This window comes from Pseudomonas sp. TWR1-1-3 (assembly GCF_049896805.1).
Lineage (GTDB): Bacteria > Pseudomonadota > Gammaproteobacteria > Pseudomonadales > Pseudomonadaceae > Aquipseudomonas > Aquipseudomonas bubulae.
In genome coordinates this window covers 244143-262136 of sequence record NZ_JAFCUZ010000004.1, presented here as the reverse complement: position 1 = coordinate 262136, position 17994 = coordinate 244143, and the positions used below count along the sequence as shown (strand labels likewise).

19 protein-coding genes and 1 tRNA gene are annotated in these 17994 nt (G+C 57.8%); 12 read left to right on the top strand and 8 right to left on the bottom strand.

The window, feature by feature from the left end; all coding sequences use genetic code 11:
- The first annotated feature begins 3 nt into the window (after nt 1–3).
- The 6 genes from ispF to rpoS all read left to right on the top strand — a co-directional run bounded on the left by ispF (nt 4) and on the right by rpoS (nt 5094).
- The gene (gene ispF, locus ACP7BE_RS16865; protein WP_095001325.1) at nt 4–477 is read left to right on the top strand and encodes a 2-C-methyl-D-erythritol 2,4-cyclodiphosphate synthase; all 474 of its coding nucleotides are present in this window, start codon (nt 4–6) and stop codon (nt 475–477) included.
- Complete coding sequence (truD, locus tag ACP7BE_RS16860; protein WP_095001326.1) at nt 474–1532, top strand: tRNA pseudouridine(13) synthase TruD; 1059 nt, start codon at nt 474–476, stop codon at nt 1530–1532. Before ispF ends, truD begins: the two co-directional genes overlap by 4 nt.
- Nucleotides 1520–2269, top strand: a complete 750-nt coding sequence (gene surE / locus ACP7BE_RS16855) for a 5'/3'-nucleotidase SurE (protein WP_095001327.1) — start codon at nt 1520–1522, stop codon at nt 2267–2269. Before truD ends, surE begins: the two co-directional genes overlap by 13 nt.
- Before the next feature lie 41 nt (nt 2270–2310).
- Nucleotides 2311–2946 (top strand): protein-L-isoaspartate(D-aspartate) O-methyltransferase, encoded by a 636-nt coding sequence (locus tag ACP7BE_RS16850; protein WP_169916772.1) that lies wholly within the window; start codon nt 2311–2313, stop codon nt 2944–2946.
- A 209-nt stretch (nt 2947–3155) separates the two neighbouring features.
- Entirely contained in the window at nt 3156–3983 is an 828-nt protein-coding gene (locus ACP7BE_RS16845; RefSeq protein ID WP_095020572.1) for a peptidoglycan DD-metalloendopeptidase family protein, read from the top strand.
- Between the two features lie 106 nt (nt 3984–4089).
- Nucleotides 4090–5094: an RNA polymerase sigma factor RpoS gene (gene rpoS, locus ACP7BE_RS16840; protein WP_095001330.1), complete on the top strand. Its 1005-nt coding sequence runs from the start codon at nt 4090–4092 to the stop codon at nt 5092–5094.
- A 629-nt stretch (nt 5095–5723) separates the two neighbouring features.
- Here rpoS and ACP7BE_RS16835 read toward each other — a convergent pair.
- From ACP7BE_RS16835 to ACP7BE_RS16825, 3 genes are read right to left on the bottom strand one after another with little or no spacing between them, the layout of a single operon-like run.
- Nucleotides 5724–6773 carry an alkene reductase gene (locus ACP7BE_RS16835; protein ID WP_426106596.1) on the bottom strand — a complete coding sequence of 350 codons (1050 nt, stop codon included), beginning with the start codon at nt 6771–6773 and terminating at the stop codon, nt 5724–5726.
- A 20-nt stretch (nt 6774–6793) separates the two neighbouring features.
- Nucleotides 6794–7960, bottom strand: a complete 1167-nt coding sequence (locus ACP7BE_RS16830; protein WP_095001332.1) for an MFS transporter — start codon at nt 7958–7960, stop codon at nt 6794–6796.
- A gap of 10 nt (nt 7961–7970) precedes the next feature.
- A complete protein-coding gene (locus ACP7BE_RS16825; protein WP_095001333.1) occupies nt 7971–8273 on the bottom strand; it encodes an ArsR/SmtB family transcription factor in 303 nt (100 codons plus the stop codon).
- Between the two features lie 154 nt (nt 8274–8427).
- Here ACP7BE_RS16825 and ACP7BE_RS16820 point away from each other — a divergent pair, with 154 nt between their 5' ends.
- The 3 genes from ACP7BE_RS16820 to ACP7BE_RS16810 all read left to right on the top strand — a co-directional run bounded on the left by ACP7BE_RS16820 (nt 8428) and on the right by ACP7BE_RS16810 (nt 11214).
- Entirely contained in the window at nt 8428–9015 is a 588-nt protein-coding gene (locus tag ACP7BE_RS16820) for an ACP phosphodiesterase (RefSeq protein WP_095001334.1), read from the top strand.
- Nucleotides 9016–9887: 872 nt separating this feature from the next.
- Nucleotides 9888–10157 (top strand): short-chain dehydrogenase, encoded by a 270-nt coding sequence (locus ACP7BE_RS16815; protein WP_146541287.1) that lies wholly within the window; start codon nt 9888–9890, stop codon nt 10155–10157.
- A gap of 787 nt (nt 10158–10944) precedes the next feature.
- The gene (locus ACP7BE_RS16810) at nt 10945–11214 is read left to right on the top strand and encodes a short-chain dehydrogenase (RefSeq protein WP_426106592.1); all 270 of its coding nucleotides are present in this window, start codon (nt 10945–10947) and stop codon (nt 11212–11214) included.
- 530 nt (nt 11215–11744) lie between these two features.
- Here ACP7BE_RS16810 and ACP7BE_RS16805 read toward each other — a convergent pair.
- The gene (locus ACP7BE_RS16805) at nt 11745–12536 is read right to left on the bottom strand and encodes a lysophospholipid acyltransferase family protein (RefSeq protein WP_426106590.1); all 792 of its coding nucleotides are present in this window, start codon (nt 12534–12536) and stop codon (nt 11745–11747) included.
- Complete coding sequence (olsB, locus tag ACP7BE_RS16800; protein ID WP_095039405.1) at nt 12536–13291, bottom strand: L-ornithine N(alpha)-acyltransferase; 756 nt, start codon at nt 13289–13291, stop codon at nt 12536–12538. Before olsB ends, ACP7BE_RS16805 begins: the two co-directional genes overlap by 1 nt.
- Before the next feature lie 238 nt (nt 13292–13529).
- On the opposite strand from olsB, the gene ACP7BE_RS16795 reads away from it, so the two are divergent.
- The 3 genes from ACP7BE_RS16795 (at nt 13530) to ACP7BE_RS16785 (ending at nt 16017) form a co-directional block, all read left to right on the top strand.
- Nucleotides 13530–14120, top strand: a complete 591-nt coding sequence (locus ACP7BE_RS16795) for a YceI family protein (RefSeq protein WP_095001339.1) — start codon at nt 13530–13532, stop codon at nt 14118–14120.
- A 1-nt stretch (nt 14121) separates the two neighbouring features.
- A complete protein-coding gene (locus ACP7BE_RS16790) occupies nt 14122–15279 on the top strand; it encodes a phospholipase D-like domain-containing protein (protein WP_095001340.1) in 1158 nt (385 codons plus the stop codon).
- Nucleotides 15280–15381: 102 nt separating this feature from the next.
- Nucleotides 15382–16017: a LysE family translocator gene (locus ACP7BE_RS16785; RefSeq protein WP_095001341.1), complete on the top strand. Its 636-nt coding sequence runs from the start codon at nt 15382–15384 to the stop codon at nt 16015–16017.
- A 137-nt stretch (nt 16018–16154) separates the two neighbouring features.
- Here ACP7BE_RS16785 and ACP7BE_RS16780 read toward each other — a convergent pair.
- The 3 genes from ACP7BE_RS16780 to ACP7BE_RS16770 form a co-directional block, all read right to left on the bottom strand.
- Nucleotides 16155–16228 (bottom strand) — tRNA-Gly (locus tag ACP7BE_RS16780).
- Nucleotides 16229–16333: 105 nt separating this feature from the next.
- Nucleotides 16334–17188, bottom strand: coding sequence for an alpha/beta fold hydrolase (locus ACP7BE_RS16775; RefSeq protein ID WP_169916950.1), 855 nt, complete (start codon nt 17186–17188; stop codon nt 16334–16336).
- An 87-nt stretch (nt 17189–17275) separates the two neighbouring features.
- On the bottom strand, nt 17276–17986 hold the full coding sequence (locus ACP7BE_RS16770; RefSeq protein WP_095001343.1) for a pseudouridine synthase: 711 nt from the start codon (nt 17984–17986) through the stop codon (nt 17276–17278).
- Nucleotides 17987–17994 lie beyond the last annotated feature (8 nt).

Genomic DNA, 17994 nt, shown 5'->3' with positions numbered 1-17994 from the left:
TTTATGCGTATTGGCCACGGCTATGATGTGCACTGTTTCGCTGAAGGCGATTTCATTACGTTGGGCGGCGTGCGGATCTCCCATAAATTCGGGCTGTTGGCCCACTCTGATGGTGATGTGCTGTTGCACGCCCTGAGCGACGCCTTGCTGGGCGCTGCAGCGCTTGGCGATATCGGCAAGCATTTCCCGGACACCGATCCGACCTTCAAGGGCGCTGACAGTCGCGTTCTGTTGCGTCATGTCGTCGGTCTGATCCATGCCAAGGGCTGGAAAGTCGGCAATGTCGACAACACCATCATTGCCCAGGCGCCAAAAATGGCGCCGCATATTGAAACGATGCGTGCGCTGATTGCCGCGGATCTAGAGGTTGATTTGGACCAGGTAAACGTAAAGGCCACGACCACCGAGAAGCTCGGCTTCGTTGGGCGTGAAGAAGGCATCGCAGTGCATTCCATTGCCTTGTTGGTTCGCTCATGAACGAGTTTGATCTGCTGGGCCCGCTCGCTTATGGCGAGGCATTGGGCACGGCTGTGCTCAAGGCCACGGCTGAAGATTTTCAAGTCGACGAAGTGCTTGATATACCGCTGTCCGGAGATGGCGAGCACCTGTGGTTGTGGGTCGAGAAGCGCGGCCTGAATACCGAGGAGGCGGCCCGGCGCCTTGCCAAGGCGGCAGGCGTGCCGCTGCGCACCGTCAGCTATGCAGGCCTCAAGGACCGCCAGGCATTGACCCGCCAGTGGTTCAGCGTGCAACTGCCGGGCAAGGCAGACCCTGATCTGTCGGGCGCCGAAAACGACACGCTGAAGATTCTCAAGACCTCGCGACACAAGCGCAAATTGCAGCGAGGAGCCCATGCGGCCAATGGTTTCACCTTGCGCCTGACGCAACTGAACGCCGACAAGGACGCGCTGGAGCAACGCCTGCAACTGATCGCCAAGCAGGGTGTACCGAACTATTTCGGTAGCCAGCGCTTTGGCTGGCAGGGCGGCAATCTGGGCGAAGCCCGTGATTATGCGGCGCGCAAGGCCTTGCCTGAGCAGCGCAACGTTCGTTCGCGGCTGCTGTCCACCGCGCGCAGCTATCTGTTCAATCAGGTGCTGGCCGCACGGGTGGCCGATGGCAGCTGGCAACGGGCGCAAGTTGGCGATTTACTGGCTTTTACCGACAGCCGCAGCTTTTTCCCGGCGGGCGAGGCTGAATGCAGCGACCCGCGCCTGGCCATTCTCGATCTGCACCCCACCGGCCCGCAGTGGGGCGAGGGCGAATCACCGACCACTGGCGCCACCCACGCGCTGGAGCAGTCAATTGCAGAGCGTGAAGCCGATTTGCGTGACTGGCTGGTACGCGCCGGCATGAGCCATGAGCGACGTATCCTGCGACTGCCCATTGGCCGGTTGACGTGGCATTATCCTCAGCCTGACATTCTGCAACTGGAATTTGTTCTGCCGCCAGGATGCTTCGCCACTGTTCTGGTGCGCGAGCTTGTTGATCTGGTGACGTTGGATCAAGCGGACACCTTATGCGTATTCTGATTTCAAACGATGACGGGGTAACAGCTCCGGGCCTGGCCGCGCTTTATGGTGCGCTGGCCGACTACGCCGAGTGCGTGGTAGTTGCCCCCGAGCAGGACAAAAGTGGCGCCAGCAGTTCGCTGACGCTGGACCGTCCCCTGCATCCTCATACCCTGGCCAATGGCTTTATCAGCATCAACGGTACACCTACCGATTGCGTGCACCTGGCTATTCACGGCTTGCTCGAGCAGCAGCCGGACATGGTGGTGTCGGGCATCAACCTGGGTGCCAACCTGGGTGATGACGTGTTGTACTCGGGCACTGTGGCGGCGGCACTCGAGGGCCGCTTCCTGGATCGTCCTTCTTTTGCCTTTTCGTTGGTCTCCCGCCAGGTGGACAACCTGCCGACGGCGGCGTTTTTTGCCCGCAAGCTGCTTGAAGCCCACGCATCGCTGAACTTGCCGCCGCGTACGGTCCTCAATGTGAACATTCCCAACCTGCCGTTGGCGAAGATTCGTGGCATTCAACTCACCCGTCTCGGCCATCGTGCCCGTGCTGCTGCACCGGTACGGGTGGTTGATCCGCGCGGCAAGGCAGGTTACTGGATTGCTGCGGCAGGCGATGTCGAAGACGGTGGCCCGGGCACGGACTTCCATGCCGTGATGCAGGGTTATGTATCGATCACGCCGCTGCAACTGGATCGCACCTTTGGTGATGGTTTCAACAGCCTCAATGACTGGCTGGAGGGCATGGGCTGATGGCGCGCGAGCAGGATGGCATGATGCACCGCGGCATTGGCATGACCTCTGAGCGCACCCGTGAGCGGCTGATTCAGCGCCTGCGTGAAGAGGGCATCGTTAACCAGAACGTGCTCGAGGTCATTCGCCGCACGCCACGTCATCTGTTTGTGGATGAAGCCCTGGCGCACAGGGCGTACGAAGATACGGCGCTGCCGATCGGCAATAACCAGACCATCTCCCAGCCTTACATGGTGGCGCGCATGAGCGAGCTGTTGCTTGAGGACGGGCCGCTGGACAAGGTCATGGAGATCGGCACCGGTTCGGGGTACCAGACCGCCGTGCTGTCGCAGCTGGTCGAGCGGATTTTTTCGGTCGAGCGCATCAAGGTGCTGCAGGACCGGGCCAAGGAGCGATTGCTTGAGCTCAACCTGCGCAATGTGGTGTTCCGCTGGGGCGATGGGTGGGAGGGCTGGCCTGCGCTGGCGCCTTACAACGGCATTATCGTCACCGCTGTAGCCACTGATGTGCCGCAGGCACTGCTCGACCAACTGGCCCCTGGCGGGCGCCTGGTGATCCCGGTGGGTGCCGGCGAGATGCAGCAGTTGATGTTGATCGTGCGCGAAGAGCACGGTTTCGCCCGGCGGGTGATCGGTAATGTACGCTTTGTGCCGCTGCTCAACGGGCCGCTGGCCTGAGTCTTTGTTCGTATCGGGTGAATTTTGGGGCAGGGTACGGGTCATAAAGCCCATCACCCGGGCTCTACCCGGTATGTGTGTATGTTTTATACGCTGTGTTTATCAATCGGCTTTACAGTCTGTAAAAGCCCTATAGCCAGTTATACTTGCTGCAAACCATGGCCAGTACTGGCGTTTTACTATTTAGCCATCTTCAAAGGGAGCGGCGGGTGAGTCTCACAGTCATTGCGCAGCGTAAGAGCAGCAAAAGCTTTCAGAGACTGGTGGTCGGTCTATTTCTGAGTACCACACTGGCTTTGTTGGCAGCGTGCTCCAGCACCCCCAAAAATGGCGTAAATGTCGTTGACCGCAACGGCGTGGCCCAGCGCCCGGCCGTGACCACCGGGCAATACGCGGTGCGTCGCGGCGACACTTTGTTCTCGATAGCCTTTCGTTATGGGTGGGACTGGAAGGCCCTGGCTGCACGCAACAATATTGCCGCCCCGTTCACCATCGTCCCGGGCCAGGTCATCCGCTTTGACGGGCGCTCAGGCACCCAGCCCGCAGGCGGCTCGAGCACCACCGTTGTGTCATCCTCTTCGGGCAGCAAAACCACGGTTATCAAGCGTTCCGCCACGGCTGCAAGTGCCCCCGCAGCGGTTGCCCCGATGCCGGCAGGCCCTGCTCCCAAGGGGTGGGGATGGCCCTCAAATGGCATTTTGATCGGAAAATTCTCTTCAAACGGTAGTTTGAATAAAGGTATTGATATCGCCGGCGATTTGGGACAGCCTGTTTTAGCTGCGTCTGATGGTTCGGTTGTATACGCTGGCAGTGGATTGAGGGGCTACGGCGAACTGATCATCATCAAACACAGTGATACCTACGTCAGTGCCTACGGTCACAACCGCAGGCTTTTGGTTCGGGAGGGGCAGCAGGTCAAGGTCGGACAGACAATTGCCGAAATGGGGTCAACTGGTACAGACCGGGTGAAACTTCACTTTGAGATTCGCCGCCAAGGTAAACCTGTAGATCCATTGCAATTCCTTCCTCGCCGTTGATCGGTTACCAGCCTGTTCCTGATGTGGATAAGGAACAGGCTCCAGCGTTGCCAGGGATTAAGGCGAGGCTTGAGCTTGAGGTCGAACTCAACAAAGGACTATTGCAATGGCTCTCAACAAAGAAGCGCCGGGGTTTGACATCGACGATGAGGTGCTCCTTATGGACTCCAGCATCGATAGCGACTTGATGTCAGAAGAAGACGATTCGCCCCCTACAGCTAGAACCAAGTCCAAAAAAGCAGCTGCTACAAAACAGCACAAGTACATTGACTACACGCGGGCCCTTGATGCGACCCAGTTGTACCTCAATGAAATCGGCTTTTCCCCGTTACTCTCTCCGGCAGAAGAAGTCCATTTTGCGCGTTTGTCGCAAAGCGGCGACCCGGCCGGGCGCAAGCGAATGATAGAAAGCAACCTGCGGCTGGTGGTGAAAATTGCCCGACGTTACGTCAACCGTGGTTTGTCATTGCTTGACCTGATCGAAGAAGGCAACCTGGGCCTGATCCGGGCTGTCGAGAAATTCGATCCCGAACGAGGGTTTCGCTTCTCGACCTACGCCACCTGGTGGATCCGCCAAACGATTGAACGGGCGATCATGAACCAGACCCGCACCATCCGTTTGCCGATCCACGTTGTAAAAGAGCTGAACGTCTACCTGCGAGCCGCGCGCGAACTCACGCAAAAGCTCGATCACGAACCCTCTCCTGAAGAAATCGCCAATCTGCTCGAAAAACCGGTCGCCGAGGTCAAGCGCATGCTTGGGCTTAATGAACGCGTGTCTTCGGTAGACGTGTCTTTGGGGCCGGACTCTGACAAAACCCTGCTTGATACCCTGACAGATGACAGGCCCACAGACCCTTGTGAGCTGCTTCAGGACGATGACTTGTCGCAAAGTATCGATCAGTGGTTGTCCGAGCTCACAGACAAGCAGCGTGAAGTGGTGATTCGCCGTTTCGGGCTGCGTGGCCATGAGAGCAGCACTCTTGAGGATGTAGGGCTGGAAATTGGCCTGACCCGTGAGCGTGTGCGCCAGATCCAGGTTGAAGGGCTCAAGCGCTTGCGAGAAATTCTTGAACGCAACGGCCTGTCGAGCGAGTCGCTGTTCCAGTAATCCGCGAACGGCTGACAAAAAACCCCGAATTAATCGGGGTTTTTTGTGGGTGTTTGTTTTGAGTGATGCCCGGTAGTGCGAATTTGACAACAATATGGACCTTGTTGTTATACAAACTTGAACTAATTGTTTATTTAATCGGCTTTGAAATGGAATGTCACGGACGAGATAGGTTATTGCCTGTGGCTTGCTGTAAGCCTTTACTTACTTTTTGCGTAAGCCAAGGGCTTGGCAATAAAGGGCAAACGCCTTTGTGAAACAGTGCTTAATTCATAAGTCATTGAAATATAAAATATTTATATTTTTTGTTAGGCGGTTTGTGTAATAAATACTCATAACATCCGCGCTTGCAGCAATCCTATAAAACTCTAGTATTTGAACTGTATCGACGGATCGATACGGCGCTCAAGGAAGAACGCAGACGGACATCGCGGGAAGCGATTCATCAGGATGATGAGAAGGAACAAAAGGGACTAGGGAAAAAATGTGGGCGGGTCAAACCGCCCCTTTTTTTTGCCCGCAAAAAGGGTCCGGGCGGTGATGTTTAAACGGTTATAGCAAAACGCCCAAGGCCATTGGTCTCGGGCGTTTTGCGTGGTGCAGTCACCTGGCCGTGCCAGGCTCAGTACTTAGAGTACTGGATAGTCGATATAGCCCACTGCGCCATTGACGTAGAAGGTTTCCGGGTGCGCCTCATTCAGCGGCGCATCGGCCTTCAAGCGTGCGGGCAGGTCAGGGTTGGCGATAAACGGCACGCCGAATGCGACGGCATCGGCCTTGCCTGCTGCCAGCCAGGCATTGGCACTGTCTTTGGTGAAGCTCTCATTGACGATGTACGGGCCACCGAAGGCTTGCTTGAGTTGCGGGCCCAGGCTGTCGGCAGCTTCATGCTCGCGCGCACAGATGTAGGCAATACCGCGCTTGCCCAGTTCGCGGGCGACATAACCAAAGGTTTCGGCCAGGTTTTCATCGCCCATGTCGTGCAGGTCGGCCCGTGGCGACAAATGCACGCCAACCCGGCCGGCACCCCAGACTTCAATGGCGGCGTCGGTAACTTCCAGCAACAGGCGCGTACGGTTCTCTATGCTGCCGCCGTACTGGTCGGTACGTTTGTTGGTGCTGCTTTGCAGGAACTGGTCGAGCAGGTAGCCATTTGCACCATGGATCTCGACGCCATCAAAACCGGCAGCCTTGGCGTTTTCTGCGCCTGTGCGGTAAGCCTCGACAATATCGGCGATCTCGGCAGTTTCCAGCGCGCGAGGCGTCGGGAAATCAACCTTCGGGCGCACCAGGCTAACATGGCCCTTGGCCGCAATGGCGCTGGGTGCAACCGGCGTTTCACCGTTCAGGTACATCGGATGCGAGATGCGGCCTACATGCCACAGTTGCAGTGCAATCCGGCCACCGGCAGCGTGGACGGCCCGGGTGATGTTGGTCCAGCCGCGTACCTGGTCGTCGGCCCAGATGCCCGGAGTGTCAGGGTAGCCGACGCCCATAGGCGTGACCGATGTGGCCTCGCTCAGGATCAGGCCGGCAGAGGCGCGTTGAACGTAGTATTCAGCCATCAGAGCGTTAGGTACCCGACCTTCGCTGGCGCGGCAGCGGGTCAGCGGAGCCATGATGATGCGGTTGGGCAGTTCGAGGTCGCCCAGCTTGATCGGATCGAAAATCGTCGTCATTTATGCAGCCCTCTCAAGGATCAGTTAGTAGCAGTAGCCAGTTCGGAATTGCCGCCCTGGCGGAAAGTGATCAGCGTCACCAGCAGTGCCAGTATTGCCAGTGCGGCAGCGGCCAGTGGAACGCTGGTGAGGCCGAAGCCGTGGGCGATGACACTGCCGCCAACCCAGGCGCCGAGTGCATTGCCGACGTTGAATGCGCCGATATTCAGGGTTGAAACCAGGTTCGGGGCAGCCTTGCCGAAGGTCACGACATTGATTTGCAGCGCCGGTACGGCAGCGAATGAAGCCGCAGCCCACAAAAACAGGGTGATTTCAGTCGGGATCACCGCGACGCTGGTCCAGGTCAGTACGGTGGACATCACCGCCATCGCGATAAACACACCGATCAGCGTTGCGGCCAGGCGTTTGTCCGCCAGCTTGCCACCGATGATATTGCCCACCGTCAGGCCAAGGCCGATCAGCAGCAGAGTCCAGGTCACGCCGCTTGGCGAAACGCCGGTGACATCACCGAGCAGGGGCGCGACATAAGTGAACAGGGTGAACATCGACGCGGAAAACAGTGCAGTCATGCTCAGCGACAGCCAGATGCCTGCGCCTTTGAGCGCGGCCAGTTCGGCACGCATGTCGAGTTTTTCCTCGTCACGCTTGGCTGGCAGAAAGCGGATCAGGCCGATCAATGCCACGACACCGATCACGGTGACGGCAAAAAACGTCGAGCGCCATCCTGCTGCCTGGCCCAGAGCAGTGCCCAGGGGAACGCCGAGCACGTTGGCCAGGGTCAGGCCGGTAAACATCAGGGCCACGGCAGACGCGCGCTTGTTGGCAGGTACCAGGCCTGCGGCCACGACCGAACCAATACCGAAGAACGCGCCGTGGCACAGGGCAGTGACAACACGGGCAAACATCAGCACGTTGTAATCACTGGCCAGGGCACAGAGCAGGTTGCCGATGATGAATATCACCATCAACGCTACCAGGGCGGCCTTGCGCGGCAACCTGGCCGTGGCCAGCGCCATAAACGGCGCACCGATGGCCACACCCAGCGCGTAGCCGGTTACCAGCCAGCCGGCACCGGGAATGGATACACCAAGGTCGGTTGCGACATCAGGCAGCAAGCCCATGATCACAAACTCGGTGGTCCCGATGGCGAAAGCGCTGAGCGCCAGAATGAGTAGCGAGAGGGGCATGGAAGTCCTTTTAAAGCTCTTGGCTGATTTTTTCGAGGAAGACCTTGATGGTTTCCTCATTACGTTTGAAAAAGTGCCACTGACCGTGTTTTTGGCTGGTAATCAGGCCCGCTCGCTGCAGCGTTGCGAGATGGGCAGAAACCGTGGACTGCGACAGGCCGCAGAGCTGATCAAACTGCCCGGCACACACACCATGTTCGGTGGAGTGGACCTGGTCAGGGAACGAGGCATCAGGGTTTTTCAGAGCGTTGAGAATTTCTCGGCGTACTGGGTGTGCCAGGGCTTTTATTATTTCGTCGAGGTCGATCGTCATGGTTGCAGTGCTCATTGGGTACAACGTTATATCGCGATGAGGCGAACTTTAAATCGTTGTATCGCGATATACAAATATGATTTCGATCTTAGATCAGCTCAAATCGATATATCGGGTTATAACGATATTGGTGTGGCAGTGCTAAACTGCGCCCATGAATTATCTCGCACATCTGCACCTTGGCGGTCAGCGCCCGGAAGAAATGCTTGGCAGTCTTTATGGCGATTTTGTCAAAGGGCGGCTGCATGGCCAATACAGCGCGGACATTGAGCACGGTATAGCGCTGCACCGCAGCATTGATGTCTTTACTGACAACCACCCCCTGGTTGATCAGTCGTTGTCGCGATTTGCCCATACTCGCCGGCGGTATGCGGGCATTGTGCTGGACGTGTTTTTTGACCATTGCCTGGCGCGGGACTGGGGGCAGTATGCCGAAGGGCCGCTGGAGCGTTTTACCTCGGATTTTTACCGGGTGCTGGTGGCCGAACAACAGCTGCCACGGCGGCTTGCCACGATTGCGCCGCACATGGCGGCCCATGACTGGTTGGGTTCGTATCGGGATTTTGCCGTGCTGGAGCAGGTGTTCAATGGTATAGCCCGGCGCTTGTCGCGCCCCGAGGAACTGGCCGGGGCGATGCAGGATTTAAAGGCATTGTATGAACCGCTGAGCGAGGATTTTCGGGCGTTTTATCCGCAGTTGCAGGTGTATGCGGCGGGTTGTTACCGGAAGGGATGTCCGTAGCCGCTGACGAGGGGCGAAGTCGTCGCAAAATCAGGCAATGGGTTGTTTCAGTTACACCAGATTCTCAGGGTTTACGGTTGTTTGATCTTGTTTGTTTGACTGGTGTGTTGAGTACATATCCGGTATTCGTGTCTAACCGAGATATTGGTTTCGCTCTTACAGCGAGTCACTTTTTCCAGACGCCGAAAAAGTAACCAAAAAGGCTTGCCCCGGCGTACGGCCTTCGCTGCGCTCCGGTTCCCTCGCTCCGGCCCTGTTCCGTGGGCACGCCGCCACGGGCCATCCATGGCCCATCGCGGCTCTCCCGGCATCCATGCCGGTCGACCCACTCCACAGAACCTCCTCTCGGCCTCCCGGGAGGGCTGGCAGATCAAAAACACTGCGCCCCGAGGCGGCCGACCGGCCGGCCTGTTCGGTTCGTGTGTGCTGCGCAATCGCGGCAGCTGCTATAGAAACACTGCAACTGTGGGAGCGAGCCTGCTCGCGAAGGTCGTTCGCGAGCAGGCTTGCTCCCACAATAGGGCTAGACCTGCAACAGAGTATCTACAGAGACTGCCAGCTCACGTTTTTTCGGGATTTTTCTCACAGGTTAGCCAATTGCTGGGGCGATAGGGCGGCGCTTATAGTCAATGCTCGCCGATAAGGCGGACGGGTTTGGCGACCTGTAAACTACCTAAGGAACAAACGGAATTGCTATAAGTGTCGGAGCGTGTATTTTTCTCGCTACGTTTTATGGCAGCTGTGCGTGGGAGATCTTCGGGTCTGCCGGGTTTCCTTGGGTATACCGGTTCGCCAACCCGCGTACAGCGGCCACCTGTTTTCGTTTGGCGACGGAAATGAATGGCTCAAACGATTACCCAAGAGGTTTACCTATGACTGACTCACCGTTTGTCCCGCTTACTGCCATCGACTGCACCATCCCCGCTTTATTGATCGACCGTCACGCGCCCCTCGACGTACTTCACGCCAACGCCGCCGCTCGCGTACTGGCCGTCACCCAACTGATGGAATCGTTCTCCAGCCGTGAAGTGCAAGAGGCTGATTCCGTTGATCTCAAACATCTGGCTATTGTTTCGGCGCAATTGCTGCGTGACGGGTGCGATCTGATGGATGTACTCGGCTGGCGGTTGCGGCCTGCTTGATCTTGTTTGTTTAACTGGAGTGTTGAGTACATATCCGGCATTCATGTCTAACTGGGATATTGGTTTCGCTCTTACAGCGAGTCACTTTTTCCAGACGCCGAAAAAGTAACCAAAAAGGCTTGCCCCGGCGTACGGCCTTCGCTGCGCTCAGGTTCCCTCGCTCCGGCCCTGCTCCGTGGGCCCGCCGCCACGGGCCATCCTTGGCCCATCGCGGCTCTCCCGGCATCCATGCCGGTCGACCCACTCCTCAGAACCTCCTCTCGGCCTCCCGAAGGGGCGGGCAGATCAAAAGCACTGCGTCCCGAGGCGGCCGACCGGCCGGCCTGTTTGGTTCGCGTGTACTGCGCAATCTCTGTAGATACTCTGTTGCAGTCAAGCCCTATTGTGGGAGCGAGCCTGCTCGCGAACGACCTTCGCGAGCAGGCTCGCTCCCACAGTTGCAGTGTTCCTCGGCAGCGACTACAGAAACTATAAGCTCACGTTTTTTCGGGATTTTTCTCACAGGTTTGCCAATTGCTGGGGCGAGGGGACGACGCTTATAGTCGGTGTTCGCCGATAAGGCGGCCGGGTTTGGCGACTTGGAACATTTTCAGAAATATGTGCAATTGCTATATAAGACAGAGCGTGTATTTATACGCGCTGTGCTTTATGGCAGCTGTGCGTGGGAGATCTTCGGGTCTGCCGGGTTCTGGGAATGACCGGTTCGCCAACCCGCGTACAGCGGCCACTTGTTTTTGTTTGGCGACGAAAACGGCTGGCTAAAACATATAGCATCTGAGGTTTATCCATGACTCATTCCCAGTTCATCCCTCTTACCGCCATCGATTGCACCATCCCTGCTTTATTGATCGACCGCAACGCGCCCCTCGACGTACTTCATGCCAACGCCGCCGCTCGCGTACTGGCCGTCACCCAACTGATGGAATCGTTTTCCAGTCGGGAAGTGCAAGAGGCTGACTCTGTAGATCTTAAGCATATGGCTACTGTTTCGGCGCAATTGCTGCGTGATGGGTGTGATTTGCTGGATGTGCTGGGCTGGCGGTTGAGGCCTGCTTGATAGCGTTTTTATAACTGATGCATTGAGTACATAACCGATATTCGCGTTAAAAATCGCAGCCTTGTTCCTTCGGCAGTGACGACAGGGGATTGCGCAGTAAATGTGAACCAAACAGGCCGGCCGGTCGGCCGCCTCGGCGTAGTGCTTTTGATCTGCCTGCCCTCCCGGGAGGCCGAGAGGAGGTTCTGAGGAGTGGGTCGACCGGCATGGATGCCGGGAGAGCCGCGATGGGCCATGGATGGCCCGTGGCGGCGGGCCCACGGAGCAGAGCCGGAGCGAGGGAACCTGAGCGCAGCGAAGGCCGTACGATGGGGCGAGGACTTTTTGGTTCCTTTTTGGTCCTTCAAAAAGGGACTCGCCGTAAGGGCGAAACCAATATTTCAGTTAGACGCACATGCCGGATATGTACGCGGTGGGCCAGTTAATGTGCAACGTACCTTTACTGTTGCAACGCGACTTTATCGTCGCACCGTGTCGCCTGCATCGCGAGCAAGCCCGCTCCCACAACATCCCCTTACATGGCTCCCGGCTCAAATCATCGCCCCCACTCTCTCCGGCAGCGGATCTGTTTGCGTCACCGGTGCTGACATCACCCGCCGGATCGCTTCCTGCGCTCTGAACGCCAGCACGGCCCGCTCTTGTGCCTGGCTGGCAATGGGCTCCAGCAGATGAATCTCAACGTCGCTCTGCTCATGGCTAAACAGTCGCAGCAGATGTGAGAGCAAATCGTCATTGCCAATAAACGGCGCTATCGCATCGACCTCGCCATTGCGCAAATAGCGGATGGCTACAGGTTGCAGTGGTACCCGGCTGTCAATGGCCGCCGACAGCAACCGCCCATGAAAGGTACGCACCGAGCGCCCATCCGTGGTGGTGCCTTCGGGAAACATCAGCAGGGGTAGCGGCTGTTGCAGGTGACGGGTCATTTGCTCACGAATCACCTGGCTGTCTCCCGCGCCACGGCGGATAAACAAACTGCCTGCCTTGGCCGCCAACCACCCGGCCACCGGCCAGCCACGCACCTCGGCTTTGGACAGAAATGACAGCGGGGTCAGTTGCCCCAGCAATGCAATATCGGTCCAGGACACGTGATTGCTCACCCACAGCATCGGCGTTGCCGGGATTTCCCCGACCACGGTGACGCGAAAGGGCAGGGCGCTGCTCAGGCGTGTCATAAAAAACTGCGACCAGCGCTGGCGGCGATCCATTGTGCTGTTCAGGCCCAGGCGCTCCAGCAGCCCGAACATGCCCGCCATGCCCAGCCCCAGACTGACCACCCCGAGCACCCGTGCCACCCGGGCATACCGGCGCAAGCGGCGCATCACATGGCCGCCTTGAAATGGCGCGCATAGCGCGGGCACAGTTCATCACGCTTGAGCAGGATGAAGACGTCGGCCACCTGGAAGTCTTCATCCCAGCAGGGTTCGCCGCAAATCCTCGCGCCCAGGCGCATATAGGCCTTGAGCAGCGGCGGCATTTCCGTGATGACGTTGCTGGGCACTTCCTGCGCCGGCAGCGGATTTTTCGGCTCGGCGCGTAGATGCTCCGTACACAAGTAACGCTCGCGCAGACGCTGCATGATCGCCCGGGCCTGAATGCCACCATCCTGCATCGGGATGCTGGCGCAGCCCATCAGGTAGCGATAATTGCCCTGGTTAAGGACTTCGGCCAGTTCACCCCACAGCACGGCGATGGTGCCACCATTGCGGTAGGCCGGGTCGACGCAGGTGCGCCCGATTTCAAGCAGCGGCCCCTGCAGGTTGGCCAACCCGTGAAGGTTGAACTCTTCTTCGCTGTAAAAATGACCGATACGTTGTGCCGCGCTGTGATCCAGCAGGCGGGTGGTGGCAACCAACTGGCCGCTATTGAGATCGCGTACCCCGATATGTTCGCAATAAGCGTCATAGCCGTCCTCGTCCAGCCCATGTTCGGCGCTTTTGAGTTTGGCCTTCAACTCGTCGCTGAACACACGAAAACGCAGGGTCTGAGCCTCGCGCAATGCCACGGGGCCGAGCAAACGCTCAGCCTGCAAGCGACGTTCTGGAGCGGTGTCGCGGATACGGGCGATCTGGGACATTGCGAATCTCCGTGCAGGCACTGTGCCCGCTCTGGGTATCTGCCAATCGACTGAGGTGTGCAACTTCAGGCTAAGCAGGTGCAATGTCACCACTGTGACGTTTGGATGATGCTTGTGTGACAGGGGGGGCGGGAGGAACTGTCGGTAGCGCCTGGCGTCTCAAGAGGGTGAAAAAAGTCCTGCCAAAACCGCTCGCCGGGTTTAATGTTCACCCACGTTTATTGGTTGATGAGTTTTTATGCTTAAAGCGCTGTTATCTTCTGCCTGTGCCTTGTTGCTGACCCTGGGTGTGAGCCTGTCTGCCCAGGCCAACTGGTACCTGGACGGTGAGTCGTCACGGCTGTCATTTATCACCACGCAAAATGCCAATATCGCCGATGTGCACCGCTTTCTGGTCCTGCATGGCAAGGTTGACCGCAAAGGCCTGGCGCAATTGCGTATCGAGATGGACTCGGTCAACAGCTCAGTGCCACTGCGTGATGAGCGCATGCGTGACGTGTTGTTTGATTTCAAGCACTTCCCGGAAGCGCAGATCAGCGCGCAGATCGACCTGCAACCGATCAATGACCTGGCCTCCGGTGCGCAACTGGAATTGCGCTTGCCGGTAACGGTCAGCTTGCGCGGCAAACAGCACACCTATCAAGCCGAGCTATTGGCCACCCGTCTGGATGAACGACGCTTTCAGGTCGTGACCCTGGAGCCGCTGATGCTGCAAGCCGAAGATTTTGGCCTGCAACCGGAGCTTGAAACCTTGCGCAAACTGGCCGGGCTTTCGGCGATCAGCTTTTCAGTACCGGTGAATGCGGTGCTGATTTTCACGGCCCGTTAAGATGGCCGGCGCAGTGTTTGGCTGGCGCAGTGACAATAGTTTTGAGTTGCTGATCGACGGGCCGCAGTTTTTCCCGCGCATGCTGGCCGTCATTGAACAGGCTCAGGAGCAGATCGATCTGGAGTTGTATCTGGTTGAGGCCGGTGACTGTGCCGAAACCATCGTCCAGGCCCTGGAACAGGCGGCCTGGCGCGAGGTGCGGGTGCGTTGCCTGTTTGACGCCTACGGAAGTCTGGGACTGGGCCCGGCGTTGCGCCGCAGGCTGATCGAAGCCGGGGTTGAGCTGCGGCATTACAACCCGCTGAGCTGGCGCCGTGGCCTCAACAATCTGTATCGCGATCATCGCAAGCTGTTGTTGGTGGATCAGCAATTGGCTGTGGTGGGTGGCACCGGCGTCACCGATGAGTTCTGGCGCCCCACTGAAAACAGCTGCGACTGGCATGAGGTGATGGTGCAGATGCAAGGTCCGCTGGTGCTGGACTGGCAGATGCTGTTTGATCGCCAGTGGCGGGCCAATATCAGCCGCAAGGCCTGGAAACCGGCGACCCACTTCGGCCTGGCGCGCTTGCCCGGTGTGCCCGACGAGGCTGAGGGTATGGGGCGCGTGGCCTACGCCGATGCCCATCAACATCGCGATATCCTGCAATCGCTGGTGCGCGCGATCAACAGCGCCAAGCAGCGCATCTGGCTGGCCACGCCTTACTTTCTGCCCACCTGGAGCGTGCGCCGTTCATTGCGCCGGGCAGCAGCGCGGGGTGTCGATGTGCGGTTGCTGCTCACCGGGCCGCGTACAGACCACCCTTCGGTGCGCTACGCCGGGCACCGTTATTACCCGCGGCTGCTCAAGTCCGGAGTGCAGATACTGGAATATCAGCCCTGTTTTCTGCATTTGAAAATGGTCCTGATCGACGATTGGGTCAGCGTTGGCTCATGCAATTTCGACCACTGGAACCTGCGTTTCAACCTTGAAGCCAACCTTGAGGCGCTGGATCCGGCGCTTACCCAGGCGGTGGCGGCCAGCTTTATCGCCGACTTCGCCCAAAGTCAGCCCGTCAGCCTGCAAGACTGGCAATCACGCCCCCTCTGGCGACGGGTGAAGCAGCGCATCTGGGGCTGGGTTGACCGGCTGGTGGTGAATATTTTGGGGCGGCGCCACTGAATTTCGCCCTGCACGCGGTTACTTAAGCGTTGATAACGTGCAAAATCGAGCCACTTCACGGCAGCGGACGAACGTGAGGCATGATTATCTGGAGCGTTTTGCATGACACCTTCGTTGTTATTGGCCGTTCTGGCCTCAGGCTTTATCTATGGCATCACGCCGGGCCCGGGCGTGCTGGCTGTTTTCGGCATTGGCGCTGCCCGTGGGCGACGTGCCGGCGCCGGTTTTCTGTGCGGGCATTTGCTCGGCGATGTGATCTGGTGCAGCACGGCGTTGATTGCCATCGTCGGCGCACGTGAATTTGGCAGCACTGCCTTCAACGTGCTGGGCTTGATCAGCGGCTTGTACCTTTTCTGGCTGGGCCTGCGTGCCGTTCGCGCCCAGGGCAGCAGCAGTGCTCAACAAGGTCCGGCGCGACAGCCGTTTGCCCACGGGATTTTCTTCGGATTGACCAATCCCAAAGCGTATCCGGTGGCAGTGGCGACGTTCACCGCGCTATTGTCCAGCCGCGCAGAGTTACTGACCTGGGCCATGTTGCCATGGTTGATCGCGTTGAGCTTTGTGGGTGGGGCGCTGGCCTACATGATTCTGGTGGGTGTTGTTGGCGCCGGCCATGTCAGGGCGCTCTATCAGCGCCATGAATTACTGATTACCCGGTTGTGCGGGGTGATGTTTATCGGCTTTGCCATCAGTGCGCTGATGCATGCGCTGCCCGGGTTGTTGCAAGCGATCGTTTGAAATAACGGGCAGGGGGGATGCAGTGCGGACAATGTCATCGGGGATGAAAAAGGGTGGGGTAGGGCTTGGATGGCAATGCAGTTGCAGGATTTTGCTGTGTAGCGAAGCTTTCAAGTGGATTGAAAGCCAGGAAGAAGTGGAGCGGGTGGCGGGAATCGAACCCGCGTGATCAGCTTGGGAAGCTGGAGTAATACCATTATACGACACCCGCTCAGAGCGGCTGACTTTGTACCAGAAGATGGCAGCGATGAGAAGTTTTATTCTTGAAATGTGTTGTTTTAGCAGCTTTTCGTTCTGTTGATTGCTTCGGGCACCCTCACAACGACAGTGAGGGTGGGTGAGGTCGTGTTGGCTTTAAAAACTCGAGCAGGGCGTTTTTACTGCTGTGGCTGGCGCTCCTGTTTTCCATATCGAGAAAATGCCCGGTGTTTTCCAGGCTGATGAACCGGCTGTTGGCAATCGGCTGGGCAAAGTGCCGGGCGTCGCTGGCCACGGTGTATTCGTCCCATTGGCCATTGATAAACAGCACCGGTATATCGATACCCTGCGTGGCACTGAGAAAGCCTTGCTGATCGTTGTTCAGGACCTGGTCTATATGAAAGTGCATTTGCGCGTATTCATGCTCGGCCAGGCTGCTGACGTGCCTGAAGTTGAAACGTTTGAACAATGGCGGCAAATGCTTGCCCAGTGTGTCGTTGACCAGATTGCCCACCTGAGTGCGGTTGCAAGCTGCCAGGCAATGACGGCCACGCTCCAGGTAATCGCGCATGGCGTCGTTGATCAGCGGCGAAAACGAACTGATCACGGCCTTTTCGATGCGTCGCGGCGCACACGCCAGGGCGGTAAGTGCCGCTGTCCCGCCCCATGAAAATGACAGCAGGTAGTTCGCGTCAAAATGCTCTATCAGCTCCAGCAAAATTTGAGCTTCTATTTCCCTCGTCAGCATCTTCTGATGAGGGTTATGAGGTCTGGAGTTGCCCGCGTAGGGCTGGTCATAGAGAACAACGTTTAAATGCGGGTGGAGGTTTTTCAGGGTCTGGCCAAAGGACGCAGTGGTGGCCATCGAACCATTCACCAGGATGATGGTGTTTAGCGCCGTATCGCAACGATAAAGCTCGGTGTGGATGCGGTATTGGCCTTGAATGTCGAGCACGGCAATTTCGGGCTTCATCATGGCGTCAGACTCCAGTGAATCGAGCGTCGGTCTGACTCATGGTGCTCTGTGATTGTTACAGAAAGGGGTGGGCCTCGTTGCCGGCTAATTTGCTGGAGTGGGTTGGAATTGCACCACTTCCTGCTCGCTCAGCGCCCGGTACTCGCCGGGGGCCAGCAGGCTGTCGAGCACCAAGGGGCCGATGCTTTCGCGGTGCAGGCGCACGACCTTGTTGTTGAAGAAGCCAAACATGCGTTTGACCTGATGATAACGGCCCTCAACGATGCTCAGGCGCGCACTGCAAGGGCCAAGCAGTTCCAGCCCGGCGGGCTGCGTGGTCAGGTCTTCAAAAGCGAAATAGACGCCCTCACGAAATTTGCTGATATACGCGTCGGTAATTTCCTGCTCGGTCTCGACGTAATACACCTTGGGCATCTTGGTCTCGGGCTGAGTGACATGACGCGACCATTGGCCGTCATTGGTAATCAGCATCAACCCGCTGGTGTTGAAGTCCAGCCGACCTGCGATATGCAGGTCGTGTTTGTCCGGCTCATCCAGCAAGTCGATCACCGTAGGATGTTCCGCATCCTGGGTGGCGCTTACACAACCGGGTGGCTTGTGCAGCATGAAGTAACGCGCCGGTTTGCCTGCCTGCAAGATTTGCCCGTCGAACTCAACCTGGCTGAATGCCCGGATTTCGTGACGTGGATCGCAGATAACCTGCCCATCAACCTGGATACGCTTCTCTATCAGGAGCAAGCGTACTTGCTGGCGGTTGAACTGGGGGCGGTTGCTCAGAAAACGGTCTAAACGCATAGCGATCA